Source organism: uncultured Acetobacteroides sp., assembly GCF_963667355.2.
Lineage (GTDB): Bacteria > Bacteroidota > Bacteroidia > Bacteroidales > ZOR0009 > Acetobacteroides.
The window spans coordinates 3195831-3208074 of the sequence record NZ_OY763328.2; the positions used below are offsets into that span (position 1 = coordinate 3195831).

Annotated in this window: 9 protein-coding genes and 3 tRNA genes; 11 read left to right on the top strand and 1 reads right to left on the bottom strand. The window is 42.0% G+C overall.

Annotated features, from left to right (window positions below; genetic code table 11):
• Nucleotides 1-826 precede the first annotated feature (826 nt).
• The 3 genes from ubiE to ACHZA1_RS13215 are packed head-to-tail and all read left to right on the top strand — an operon-like array spanning nt 827 to nt 5783.
• A complete protein-coding gene (gene ubiE, locus ACHZA1_RS13205; RefSeq protein WP_320052339.1) occupies nt 827-3424 on the top strand; it encodes a bifunctional demethylmenaquinone methyltransferase/2-methoxy-6-polyprenyl-1,4-benzoquinol methylase UbiE in 2598 nt (865 codons plus the stop codon).
• Nucleotides 3425-3433: 9 nt separating this feature from the next.
• The gene (locus ACHZA1_RS13210) at nt 3434-4186 is read left to right on the top strand and encodes a porin family protein (protein ID WP_320052340.1); all 753 of its coding nucleotides are present in this window, start codon (nt 3434-3436) and stop codon (nt 4184-4186) included.
• Between the two features lie 37 nt (nt 4187-4223).
• The gene (locus ACHZA1_RS13215) at nt 4224-5783 is read left to right on the top strand and encodes an FAD-dependent protein (protein WP_320052341.1); all 1560 of its coding nucleotides are present in this window, start codon (nt 4224-4226) and stop codon (nt 5781-5783) included.
• On the opposite strand, the gene ACHZA1_RS13220 is transcribed toward ACHZA1_RS13215, so the two are convergent.
• Complete coding sequence (locus ACHZA1_RS13220) at nt 5780-6517, bottom strand: RNA methyltransferase (RefSeq protein WP_320052342.1); 738 nt, start codon at nt 6515-6517, stop codon at nt 5780-5782. The genes ACHZA1_RS13215 and ACHZA1_RS13220 overlap by 4 nt on opposite strands.
• Before the next feature lie 397 nt (nt 6518-6914).
• Here ACHZA1_RS13220 and ACHZA1_RS13225 point away from each other — a divergent pair, with 397 nt between their 5' ends.
• From ACHZA1_RS13225 to ACHZA1_RS13260, 8 genes are all read left to right on the top strand, one after another.
• Complete coding sequence (locus tag ACHZA1_RS13225; protein WP_320052343.1) at nt 6915-9263, top strand: BamA/TamA family outer membrane protein; 2349 nt, start codon at nt 6915-6917, stop codon at nt 9261-9263.
• Between the two features lie 2 nt (nt 9264-9265).
• Nucleotides 9266-10183, top strand: coding sequence for a helix-hairpin-helix domain-containing protein (locus ACHZA1_RS13230; RefSeq protein ID WP_320052344.1), 918 nt, complete (start codon nt 9266-9268; stop codon nt 10181-10183).
• Between the two features lie 75 nt (nt 10184-10258).
• Nucleotides 10259-10450, top strand: coding sequence for a 30S ribosomal protein S21 (gene rpsU, locus ACHZA1_RS13235; protein ID WP_320052345.1), 192 nt, complete (start codon nt 10259-10261; stop codon nt 10448-10450).
• 56 nt (nt 10451-10506) lie between these two features.
• Nucleotides 10507-11394, top strand: coding sequence for a tyrosine-type recombinase/integrase (locus tag ACHZA1_RS13240; RefSeq protein WP_320052346.1), 888 nt, complete (start codon nt 10507-10509; stop codon nt 11392-11394).
• 10 nt (nt 11395-11404) lie between these two features.
• Nucleotides 11405-11704 carry a ribosome hibernation-promoting factor, HPF/YfiA family gene (gene hpf / locus ACHZA1_RS13245; RefSeq protein ID WP_320052347.1) on the top strand — a complete coding sequence of 100 codons (300 nt, stop codon included), beginning with the start codon at nt 11405-11407 and terminating at the stop codon, nt 11702-11704.
• Nucleotides 11705-11953: 249 nt separating this feature from the next.
• Nucleotides 11954-12036 (top strand) — tRNA-Tyr (locus ACHZA1_RS13250).
• An 8-nt stretch (nt 12037-12044) separates the two neighbouring features.
• A tRNA-Arg gene (locus ACHZA1_RS13255) sits at nt 12045-12117 on the top strand.
• Between the two features lie 11 nt (nt 12118-12128).
• Nucleotides 12129-12200, top strand: a tRNA-Thr gene (locus tag ACHZA1_RS13260).
• The last annotated feature ends 44 nt before the right edge of the window (nt 12201-12244 follow it).

Sequence of the window (12244 nt, forward strand, 5' to 3'; positions counted from 1 at the left end):
GTTGGACCTCGGAGGGCGCTGTATTGGTAGATCCCCTTCCGTAATCGGCGCTCTTGGAGGCTGCATTGGGTAAGCCTCCCCCTGCTACGTCCCTTCAAAGGTCTGTAGCTCCCGAAAAAGTACCATGGACTGCTGAAATTGCACCGTCGTAGCCTAGAAGTACTCAATGCTTGGACTAAATTCCAGCAACAAATGACTAAATTCCTCATTGATTTGACTAAATTCCACCAGTAGATGATTAAATTGCTCGACGCCTTGACTAAATTCCACTAGTGAATGACTAATTTGCACGAAGCTTTGACTAAATTCCACCAACGGATGATTAAATTCCACGAAGCTTCGACTAAATTCCACCAATAGATGACTAAATTACTCAATGCTTCGACTAAATTCCACCAATGAATGACTAAATTCCACCAGCAGATGACTAAATTCATCATCACTTCGACTAAATTCAACTAGCTAATGATGAAATTACTCATCGCAATGACTAAATTCAGCTAGCGATTGACTAATTTGCTCACTTCGTTGTGCAAATTCCACTAATGGATGACTAATTTCAGCAATTGCTGGTGGAAATTCCCCCATCGGAGGCCTGCGAGTAGGGATGCAAGGCGGAGAAATGGCCATGCAAGGCCCGCGAAGCTGCTCCATCGGGCTGCGCCATGCCGGTGAAGGCCTAAGGCGGTGCAGCGCTGGCGTGGCTACCCGCGAGCGATAGGTGGCGCGCTGCGTGGATTGCTTTTTTTACATCAGAAACCAATAAATTAGCGTAGAGCCACATAACTCGTAGGTATTTCTTATATTTGGAGGTAAAGCGCTACCTATGCCAACAATCAGAGAGAATAGTACACGACACGAGGTCGACCAGTACAGCCGCTTTTTGGCCGAAAAGGTTGACGATTTTGGCCGGCTTACCCAGGCCGAGCAGGGCGCCCTTCGGGCGCTGTTTACCTACTGCGTTGCCCACTCGCCCTCCGATAGCCTGCTCGCTGGGCTGCCCCTTGGCTTCCGAATCCGCCACAGCACGATTGCGGCCCATGGGGTAGAGTTCCCCTCCATCGTGCTGAGCAACCCCAGGCCCCTGTTCTCGCTGCTTTCGGGGGTGGTGCCATCGCACAACCGGGCGACCTTCCATATCGAAAAGCTGATAGACCTTACCGCGAAGTACTACGCCTTGAGCGGATGCGCAGTGGTGGACTCGAAGCTGGCCTTGGCCGATAACCTCACCAAGCCGATTCTTTTTTCGTTGGATGTCGAGCCAGCCTACGATGCGCAGGCCTCGGCGCTTACGCAGCCGAAGTACCACGTATATGCCGTTACCGTAGGCGAGGAGTCGGCCATTCGCTTAGAGGGGGAGTATGATTTCCTCCGTATCTTAAGCTCGTTCGGCACAGAGGGGGCCGCTATTGCCTACTGTCAGGTAAGGGATGAGGCCGACTTTGGGTACGTCGTCCGAATGGCGAGCCACTTCGGCTACAAGCTCTCGTTGAATGCCGATTTGTTGGCGGCAGCCATCCAGCCGAAGGCCTTTTTGTGCATCGTCCCATTCTCCGATGCCGAAAGGTTCGAGGAGGCCTGCAGCTCCTTTAGCCTCACCTCCTGCGGGGTTCTCTCCGAGGGGGTGGGCGAAAGCATTCTTGTACGGAAGGGCGAAACGCTCCATTTCTCGTCCATCCTCCTCGACGAGATCATCCTTGCCGCCATTCAGTACCAGTTCTACGGCAACTCGGCGGTGGGGTTCGCCCAATTCGATACCGCCGCTGCACCATCCCGTCGGCCAGCCGAGCGCACAATTCAGGATGTGCTCGAAAACATGGAGTACGTATCGGGCAGCCAGCTCGCCGCTCGATTTGATCCCTGCATGAATACGCATCAGGCCAGCTTTGCCCGTTCGCCGTATGCCTCGTATTTTGCGGTAAAGGATGTTGGCCGCTTCCTCGTTTCGTTGAATACGCTGGTGCCCGGTGGCGATGGCGACCTGGACTCAACATTAAGGGTGATTTTTGAGCATCAAGCATACGGCGCGAAACCCGCGTTGGCGCTAGTCCGGCTCCTCGAGCGACCTCGGAATGCGGGAGAAGGGCAACGGGTGGTTGACGAACTGACCCGGTTCTTCGATATCTTTTCCATCCAATGCCGCATTGAGCGGGAAGAGATCGCCTGCCTGTCGAGCGCCTACGTGCTGTCCTTGGGGCTGGTCTCCAGGCTAGATCAGAAGGTGGGCGAGTTGATGTCGGGCTTCAAGCAAAAGGGTGATGTTATCTACATGCTAAACCTTCGTTCGGGAGGGGCTGCACAAGATCCGGAACTGCTTTTTTCGAGCGGCATCATTCCCCATTTGGTTAGCCTAAAGCTGGTGAGTGCGATCGCTCCAATTTCGAAAGGAGGGCTTTTCTACTCGCTATTCTCAATGGGCGAAAGCCAGAATCTCGGGTTCGATATAACCAGCGATTCCGAACAAACGCCAGAGTGTTTTTTATTCGATGATTCTATTGGGCGTGCCGTTCTGGTTGTTTCTGACGATCGCGAGGTGCAATTTCTTGACTATGTAGGGGAGAGTGGTGTATCAGCTACTTTGCTGGGACATGTAACTAAAGGTGAAATTAGAATTGATGATGTTTCATACGGTTTTATTGCCGATTTAAAAAAGAAGGTTTCCTTTGCATTCCAGAATAACATAAAGAAAATGGCATCAAAAAAGGTTGTAAAACCCTACGAAGACTCACAGTCGACAAAGAAGGAGCAGGTCGCAAGCATGTTTGATAATATTGCACCTAAGTACGATTTTCTAAACCACTTCCTTTCATTAGGAATCGATAAGCTTTGGCGTAAAAGGTTGGTAAAAGAGGTTGGTAAGTACAAGCCATCTCGAATTCTCGACGTTGCAACTGGCACCGGCGATCTTGCCATCGCGCTGTCTAAGCTTAACCCTCAAAACATCGTTGGTATCGACATTGCCGTTAAGATGGTAGAGGTGGGCATCGACAAGGTAAAGGAGCGAGGATTGGACAATGTAATATATCTTCAGCAAGGTGATTCGGAAACCATCAACTTCGATAGCAACACCTTCGATTTTGCCACAGTAGCTTTTGGTGTTCGCAATTTCGAAAATCCGTTGTTAGGCCTTCGGGAGATGCACCGTGTCCTGAAATCGGGTGGGGGAGTAGCAGTCTTGGAGTTTGCTATGCCAACAAAATTCCCGATTAAGCAGCTCTATAAGTTCTACTTCTTTAAAATACTACCCTTTGTAGGGCGATTCTTTTCTAAAGATAGTTCAGCCTATACCTATTTGCCCGAATCGGTAGAGGCATTTCCAAGTGGTGCCGATTTTATAGCCTTACTTAAGGAGGCTGGCTTTACAAAAGCTAGAATCATACCGTTAACTTTTGGGGTTGCAAATATCTATATTGGCGAGAAATAGGCTAGTTGTATGAATATAGGGTTGAAGATTGCTCTTCTAGTGGGTGTTTCCATATTTTTGGCGAACCATTCTTGTGGTCAGCTGAAAAAAAGTCGCCCGCTAACCAACCCTGCTTACGATTTAGGTCATCGCATTCATTTTGGATTTTCGTTAGGCATAAACAATATGGATGCGGAGGTGAATTGCAAAAGATTCTTCGCTACCGACGAGAACGGCAAAACGGTTTTGCTTTGGACTGATGTGTCGCAAGTTTCTCCCGGCTTTAATGTGAATATAATATCGGAGTTGAGGCTAAATCGCAGCTGGTCTCTTCGTGTGTTGCCGGGTATGTCGTTTGGGCAGCGAGCCTTCTCGTTCTATGCAATCGCTCATAATACTGGTGAAAAGGACTCTCTGTACCACAGTATGAAGGTGGAGTCTGCAATGATCGAGGTGCCTATACTTTTCAAGTACAGTGCCGTTCGGCACAGCGACATCAGGCCGTACTTTATAGGCGGCTTTACGCCTCGTTACGACTTGGCTGCCCGTAAGCGATTCAGCGAAGGGGTTTATATGGGATTAAATCAGTTAAACTATTACGTTGAGTTGGGTGTTGGCGTTGATTTTTATCTGCCCTACTTCAAGTTTGCTACTGAAATAAAGTACTCAAGAGGCTTAAAGGATATGCTATCAACCCGAAAGCAAGAGGTGTATGAGTATTTCCCTGAGTCAATTGAGGGGATAATCACCGATATGGTAGTAATATCTTTTAACTTCGAATAGCAATTTTAATGGTTACTTTTGTGGCAAAATAAAGTCAATGCCACAGGATTTAAATCTGTTACTTACGCCAAAACAGGCGTCGGACAAGCAATACTACCTGCCCATAATAGCAAAGCAGCTAAATATAGACCCCAGCCAAATAGCCTATGTTATGGTTACTCGACGTTCCATTGATGCTCGTAGTCGAGAGGTTAAGGTAAATATGGGGGTTCGCGTTTTTGTTGATGAAGCGGCGCCTCAAACGCTAAGTTACCACTTCGAATATGGCGATGTATCTAAAAAGGATGAGGTAGTTATTGTTGGTTCAGGTCCTGCCGGGCTCTTTGCTGCTCTTCGCTTAATTGAATTAGGCTATAAGCCAATTGTACTAGAGAGAGGTAAAGATGTGTCCTCACGAAAGCGCGATGTGGCTTCGTTAAACAGAAATCAGTCCATCAATCTTGATTCAAACTACGCATTTGGCGAGGGTGGGGCAGGTACATTCTCGGATGGTAAACTGTACACACGTTCTAAGAAACGCGGCGACTATCGCAAAGCCCTAGAAACACTTTGCTTTCATGGTGCTAACGAAAACATCCTTTCAGATGCTCATCCTCACATAGGTACCAATGTGCTTCCCCGTATTATTGCTAATATTCGAAACACAATAATGGCAGCGGGAGGAGAAGTACACTTTGATGCACGTGTTACCGATATTATTATAAAGGACGGCAAGGCTACAGGCGTTACAATTGCCAATGGGGATACCATAACAGGTCGTGCTGTAATCTTGGCTACAGGTCATTCTGCTCGCGACATATACCATCTGCTATATCAAAAGGGTATTTTGCTCGAAGCAAAATCGTTTGCAATGGGGGTACGTGTAGAGCATCCTCAAGCAATGATAGATTCCATACAATACCACATGCCAAGCAGAGGGGAATATCTTCCTGCAGCTGCTTACAGCCTCGTAAATCAGGTTGCTGGTCGAGGCGTTTATTCGTTTTGTATGTGTCCAGGAGGTTTTATAGTTCCTGCATCAACAGGGGCAAGCGAGGTTGTTGTAAACGGCATGTCTCCTTCGGAGCGTAATTCTAGGTTTGCCAATTCAGGAATTGTTGTCGAAACACGAATTGAAGATACTGCTGCTTATTCCAAGTATGGCGTTTTAGCGGGCTTGCATATGCAGATGGAACTAGAAAGGTTGGCGTTTGAAAATGGAGGGAATGGAGTTGTTTCGCCAGCCCAGCGTTTAGCCGATTTTGTGCAAGGCAAATTCTCTCAAGATCTACCTAAAACATCATACCATCCAGGTGTTCAGTCTTCGTCAATGCATCACTGGCTTCCAGAGTTTTTTTCTAAGCGACTCCAGGAGGGATTTAAAGCATTCAATGGGAAGATGCGTGGTTTTGTAACCAACGAGGCGCTAATTCTGGGTGTAGAATCACGAACATCTTCGCCTGTTCGCATTCCTCGTGATAGCAACACCTTTCAGCATCCTCAAATTGAGGGGCTGTACCCTTGTGCCGAAGGTGCTGGCTATGCTGGAGGAATTGTTTCTGCAGCAATCGATGGTGAAAAGGTTGCTGAGAAATTCGCCGATTGGGCAAAACACTAAAGGATACGTCGCTTAAATTCAGAGCAGCATATGGCTGTTGCAATTGCTACATTCAGCGATTCTACATTCTCTGTTTTAAACGATGGTATAGTCAGCCTTTGGGTGACGAGAGGCTCAATCTCTTTGCTTATGCCGGAACCTTCGTTACCCATAACTAATACCCCATAACGAGGTAGATTGATGGTGTAAATGTTATCACCATTCATAAATGTGCCAAATATGGGGATATTTTTACTTCTTGCATCTTTCAAGACTTCCTGCAAGTTGCAGTAAATTATTTTTAGTCGCGCTATAGCGCCCATTGTTGCCTGTACTACTTTAGGATTGAAGCAATCGGCTGTATTTGTACTGCACACAATTGTGCTTATTCCAAACCAATCGGCAAGTCTTATGATAGTCCCTAGATTTCCAGGATCCTGAACCTCGTCAAGTACTAGCGTAAATTCATCTTCGATTACCCTATACGTATTAATACTTTGGGGGATTCTCACTAATGCAAAATAGTTGGTTGGGGTTTGTAGAAAGGATATCCGCTCCATTTCAGTTGTGCTAATCATGATGACATCCTTTACGGGAAGTTCATTTTGATTACTAGCATATAACATTTCTATGTGGAATCCAGCATCAATAATCTCCTTTATTGCTTTTTGTCCCTCGACAACGAATAAGCCCTGCTCGTATCTGAATTTTTTCTGGGCTAACTTTCTAATCTCGGCAATCTCTTTTTTTGTCATCTGTCGCAATTATCTTGCAAAACTATATGTTTAATTCTTTGGAAGGTAATTCATAAGTTGTTAAATCAACTTTTATGTGTATTTACATCTATGGAGGACAATGAATCATGCAATAATTCTCACTGAATGCATTTTTTTGTATTTGAAAAGTTGAAAATTGAAATAATTTCATAGTTTTGCACCTAAATTCTTATAGGCTAAAGTTCCTAGAGAAGATTAAGCAATTCGGTTAAATTGCTTAAGACAAATAGATAAGTGGTTAACTTCGCTACTATAAAGTAGCAATGGTGTTTAGAGGTTGAAAGTGCTCGATGTGAATCGAGCATTTTTTTTATATTCTACCAAGTATTATCCGCATTCCAACTATATTTGTTCTAATAACGTAACTCTGCCTTTTGTGAAAAGACTAATTTATATCTTGCTGTGCGCTGCAATTCTGGTTGGATGCTCCCAAACAAAGTTTGTTCCCAAGGGAAGTTACTTGCTTACAGATGTTGACTTGAAAGTGGATAATAAGAAGGTTAGCAAAAGTGCTTTGTCTGGTGTTATTCAGCAGAAACCAGTTAGAAAATTCTTAGGTATTCCGTTTGAATTGTGGATTTACGACTTGTCGGATAGTATTGGTAAAACTCATTTTAAACGTTGGATTAACAAAACGCTTCAAAAAATAGGGACACCTCCTGCAGTATTTGATTCTTCTTTGTACACTAGTTCATTAGAAGGTATAACTCAGTACCTGAATTCAAAGGGATACTACAATGCAATTGTTCGAGATTCTTTAGTATATCGCAAAAACAAATTCGTAACAGCAAAGATTAATGTTCAAACCAATACTCCTTATAGGCTATTGAATTATCATATAAGCGGGTCTGATTCATCTTTAATCGCTATCGTAAGGAAAAATTCTACGTCATCGATGTTAAAACGCGGGATGATTTTTGACTCTGATGTGCTTGAAAAAGAGCGAGACAGAATCGTATCATCCCTTAAAAATGAGGGATACTACTCTTTTAATAAGAGTTATATCGTTTATGAGGCAGATTCTACTGTTGGTGGGAAAGGGGTGGCGTTAAACCTTCTTGTTAAGAATAGTTCAAATTACAATGCTGATAGTGGGGTTGTTGAAGAAAGTCAACACGAAAAATACATTGTTAAAGAAGTGAATGTTTACACTAACTATGAGCCAACAATGGCTTTGACAGACAAAGAGTATACGAGTAGGTTCTCTACATACGTTTACAATGGTTTAAATATAAAGTATTTGAATAGGCAAAATGTTACCTCAGAATTAGTAAATAGAGCAGTACAAATAAAACCTGACGAACTTTACGATAACTCTCAAGTTAATGCTACCTATAATAATTTTTCGGGTTTAAAGATGTTTAGAACAATAACTATACAGTTCAATGAGTCTGAAAAAAATACGACTGCTAATAGTAATGTGAAAAATACTGTAAACTTTGAAAATGCTAAAGAACTTGTATGCAATATCTTTCTTACTCCTATGTTGCTGCAAGGTTATAAGGTAGAGGGGGAACTGTATTTAGCTTCTCAAATTTGGGGAGTAGCAGGGAATTTAGGTTACTCTCATTTAAATTTATTTAAAGGTGCTGAGCAACTAAACCTTAATTTTAATGGAACTATTGACTTCCTAAGAGGAAATCAACAAGAGGATGTTATCAACCAGATTAATAAATCTACAGAATATGGAGTGTCATCTTCAATATATGTTCCTCGATTTCTTATGCCATTTAATCTCCAGAAAAAACTGAAGTTGCAGGCTCCAAAAACACAATTTTCTGGAAGTTATAATTTTCAAAGTCGGCCATATTACACTAGAAACCTAGTTAATTTTGGTTTTGGATATAGCTGGATGACTAAAAAAAAGTTTGCTATTTCTTATACTCCTATTAATTTGAGTATTATTAAAATGTCTAATGATGATAGCCTTAAAAAATATTTGGGAAACAAGCCTTTGTTAGCAGCTACTTTTTCCAACCACTTTATTTCTTCAGGTATATTTTCTATAGTTTATAATACGCAACAACTTAATAGCCAGTCTAGTTATTTTTATTCGATTTTAAATATAGAGGCAGGTGGAAATGTTGTTAGTTTGTTTAATCCGATTTTAAAAAAGATTAAAAGTGCAGATAACTCATCGGTGAGTTCTATTTGGGGAATGCCCTATGCTCAATTTGTTGGAACTGATTATACCGTAGTTTACAATCAACGTCTTGACTCTAAAAATAGGGTGGTGTATCGATTTCAGATAGGAGCCTCTTTTCCGTACGGTAATTCTTCAGCATTGCCTTACGAAAAGTATTATTATGTGGGAGGCGCGAATAGTATGCGAGGTTGGCAGGTTCGTATGCTCGGACCAGGTGCTGCTTCTGATTCAGTAATGAGAGGCTTGGGGGATTTTAAACTTGAAGGGAATCTTGAGTATCGATATAAACTTTTTTGGTCGCTTGAGGGGGGGGTATTTCTTGATGCAGGTAATGTTTGGTTCCTCCCGCGAGACCATAGGCAATCGAATGAAACGTTTAAGATAGATACTTTTTTGAGCCAAATAGCGACAAATACAGGTCTTGGCTTAAGATTGAATCTAGGTTATCTTATAGTGCGGTTTGATGTAGGGATTAAGATGATTGATCCTACAAAACCATACGGAAATCGTTTTCTGCTTAGTCGAATGCCTAAAAGTGATAACTTTTCGTATCACATAGGTATTGGTTATCCATTTTAACAGTGATAACAATTAAACGATATATCAAGGAATTCTTGACATTCGCCAAATGGGAGCAGAGGGGAATAATCCTCTTATCGGCAGTGTTTGTTGCCCTAATGATTTTTACTATATCGTACAATCCTAAGCAAAAAGTATTAGTTACACCAGATATTTCGAGAAAGATTAAAGATTTTGAACGGCAGGTGATGTTGTCTGAGAAAAAAAGTAGAATTGGTAGCGCAGAAATGGGCTGGAGTAATTTTTCTTCGTATTCCAATTCTCGTAACAACTTCACTCCGTTTAAATTCGACCCCAATACGGCAACATTGGAAGAATATCAGGCACTAGGCTTCTCGTTAAAGCAATCACAGTCACTTCTAAATTATCGTGCTAAAGGAGGACGATTTAGAAAACCCGAAGATTTTAAGAGATCATTTGTAGTATCGGGAGAGCATTACAAGCGGCTTGCTGCTTATATCGTTATACAAAACAGTACTAAAGACACGGTACCCTGGCATGTTTATCAGCCTGTGGTTTTTCAGCTCGTCGACCTTAATGATGCTGATACTACCAGTTTAAAAACACTAAAAGGAATTGGTTCTGCTATTGCTAAAAGAATTGTCGATTATAGGAGGAGATTAGGAGGTTTTGCTAGGAATGAACAACTCTTAGAAGTTTATGGAATTGACTCTTCCAAATACTCCCTTCTACAGAATCAACTCAAAAGACCTTCAAAATGGACAAAAATATGTATAAACACTGCAGATGTAGAGACACTTAAGCGCCATCCGTACATATCTCCTTATGAAGCACGAAATATTGTATATTTTCGGACGAAGAGAGGTTCAATACGGAATTTACAGCAGCTTGTGTCTGATAGAATCATCTCAAAATCTACTTCGGAAAAGTTAGGTGAGTATGTAGACTACTCAAATTGATTAAAAAAATCAATACGCTTGTTTTTCACATTGAAAATTTAGTAACTTTGCGGCTCGAAAACAAAAACTGTAACCATGATAATCGTTCCAATCAAAGAAGGAGAAAACATTGAGAAAGCTCTTAAAAAGTTTAAGAGAAAATTTGAAAAGACTGGCATTCTTAAGGAGTTAAGAAATCGCCAGTATTTTACTAAGCCATCTATCGAGCGTCGTGAGCAGATTAAGAAGGCTATCTACATCCAGCAACTGCAGCGTATAGAGGAGTAGTGAAAATTAACTGAGAATCCTTTACAAGATTGTCGAAAAGGGCTATCTTAGAAAGTATGATAACTCAGTTTGAACAGTACCTTCTTGCGGAAAAAAGATATTCTCCACATACTGTAAAAGCCTATAAAACGGATCTTTTACAGTTTGTGGATTTTTTGGGTTATACCCCTGAGAACTTTCTTCCAAGTGATGTTACCTCTCAACTTGTGAGAGGATGGGTCGTTAATCTTGTAAAATCGAGGTTGGCATCTTGCTCTGTAAATCGAAAAATTGCATCCGTAAATACCTTTTATATATACCTCAAGCGGTCGGGAGTCGTAAGTAAAAATCCGGCAGCAAAGGTTATGCATCCTAAAGAGCCTAAACGCCTTCCTGCATTTGTAGGTTACGATGCTATCGAACAGATTGCGCGTAATGAGGGTTCTGACTTTGTATCTTTTCGAAATCTTCTAATTGTAGAACTACTTTACACCTGTGGAATTCGACGTGCCGAACTGGTTGGCATAAAGGTTGATGATGTTGATGGCCAGACGTTAACTTTGCGAGTGTTTGGGAAAGGAAAAAAAGAACGAATAATTCCACTCATTCCAAGTACTAATTCGCTTTTAAAATGCTATATTAGCCAAAGGGAGGAGTTCTTTAGCGAGCGTCCGACACCTTATCTCTTTTTAACTGCAAAGGGTGAACAAATATACCCTAAACTCGTTGAAAGAGTTGTAAAAGAAATGTTGAAAAATGCTGGTGTTAATGGGAAAAGAAGCCCGCACGTGTTAAGGCATACCTTCGCGACGCATCTTTTAGATAATGGAGCTGATTTGCTTAGCATAAAGGAAATGTTGGGGCACTCGTCGTTAGGGACAACGCAAATATACACTCACAACACGTTGGAAAAGATAAAGACTTCATATATGAAGGCTCACCCTAGAGTCCACAAAAACAGTTAGGAGGTTTTTTATGAACATCAAGATTCAATCCATCAAATTCGACGCCGACAAGAAGCTTGTTGATTACGTTGAGGCTAAACTATCTAAGTTGAACAAGTACAACGAAGAGATAACCACAATTGAAGTATACTTAAAGTTGGACACAAACTACACAGAGGGGAATAAAAAAGTTGAAGTGATGATACCTTTATCGGGTAGCGACATTTTTGTTGAGCGTCAAGGAAAAAGATTTGAAGAGGCTGTCGATCTATGTGTCGATGCTTTAAAAATATCACTAACTAAAAGTAAGGAAAGGGCAAGAAATATTTAGTCTTGTAAGATTTTTCGGTAAAGGAGGAAGGGGGCTTCCTCCTTTTTTTAAATTAGTTGATTCATAAGCCAAAACTTACATTTTTCTTTTGTACTTTTGCGGCTGTTTCCGAAAAGAAAGGTTGCTTTATGAAAAAATAAAATAAAGCTGGAGAGGTCTTTGCGGTGAAGTAAATTATTCGTACATTTGTCCTCCGAATTTGGAGGCATTTAGCCTGTAGTGTAGTTTGTACAGGCGATGTTTAAGCAAGGGGAGATACCAAAGCGGCCAACTGGGGCAGACTGTAAATCTGCTGACTTATGTCTTCGTAGGTTCGAATCCTGCTCTCCCCACAAAAAATGCGGAAGTAGCTCAGTTGGTAGAGCATCAGTTTTCTAAACTGAGGGTTGCGAGTTCAAATCTTGTATTCCGCTCGAAAAGATTTGCCGATGTAGCTCAGTGGTAGAGTACTTCCTTGGTAAGGAAGGGGTCACGAGTTCAATTCTCGTCATCGGCTCTTTGGAGTTTAATAAAATTTATCTAACAGTTTAACAATTTGGA

What these genes read in the sequence shown, in the direction of transcription:
- ubiE (WP_320052339.1), top strand. Translation starts at nt 827, where the DNA reads ATGCCAACAATCAGAGAGAATAGTACACGACACGAGGTCGACCAGTAC.
- ACHZA1_RS13210 (WP_320052340.1), top strand. Translation starts at nt 3,434, where the DNA reads ATGAATATAGGGTTGAAGATTGCTCTTCTAGTGGGTGTTTCCATATTT.
- ACHZA1_RS13215 (WP_320052341.1), top strand. Translation starts at nt 4,224, where the DNA reads ATGCCACAGGATTTAAATCTGTTACTTACGCCAAAACAGGCGTCGGAC.
- ACHZA1_RS13220 (WP_320052342.1), bottom strand. Translation starts at nt 6,517, where the DNA reads ATGACAAAAAAAGAGATTGCCGAGATTAGAAAGTTAGCCCAGAAAAAA.
- rpsU (WP_320052345.1), top strand. Translation starts at nt 10,259, where the DNA reads ATGATAATCGTTCCAATCAAAGAAGGAGAAAACATTGAGAAAGCTCTT.
- ACHZA1_RS13240 (WP_320052346.1), top strand. Translation starts at nt 10,507, where the DNA reads ATGATAACTCAGTTTGAACAGTACCTTCTTGCGGAAAAAAGATATTCT.
- hpf (WP_320052347.1), top strand. Translation starts at nt 11,405, where the DNA reads ATGAACATCAAGATTCAATCCATCAAATTCGACGCCGACAAGAAGCTT.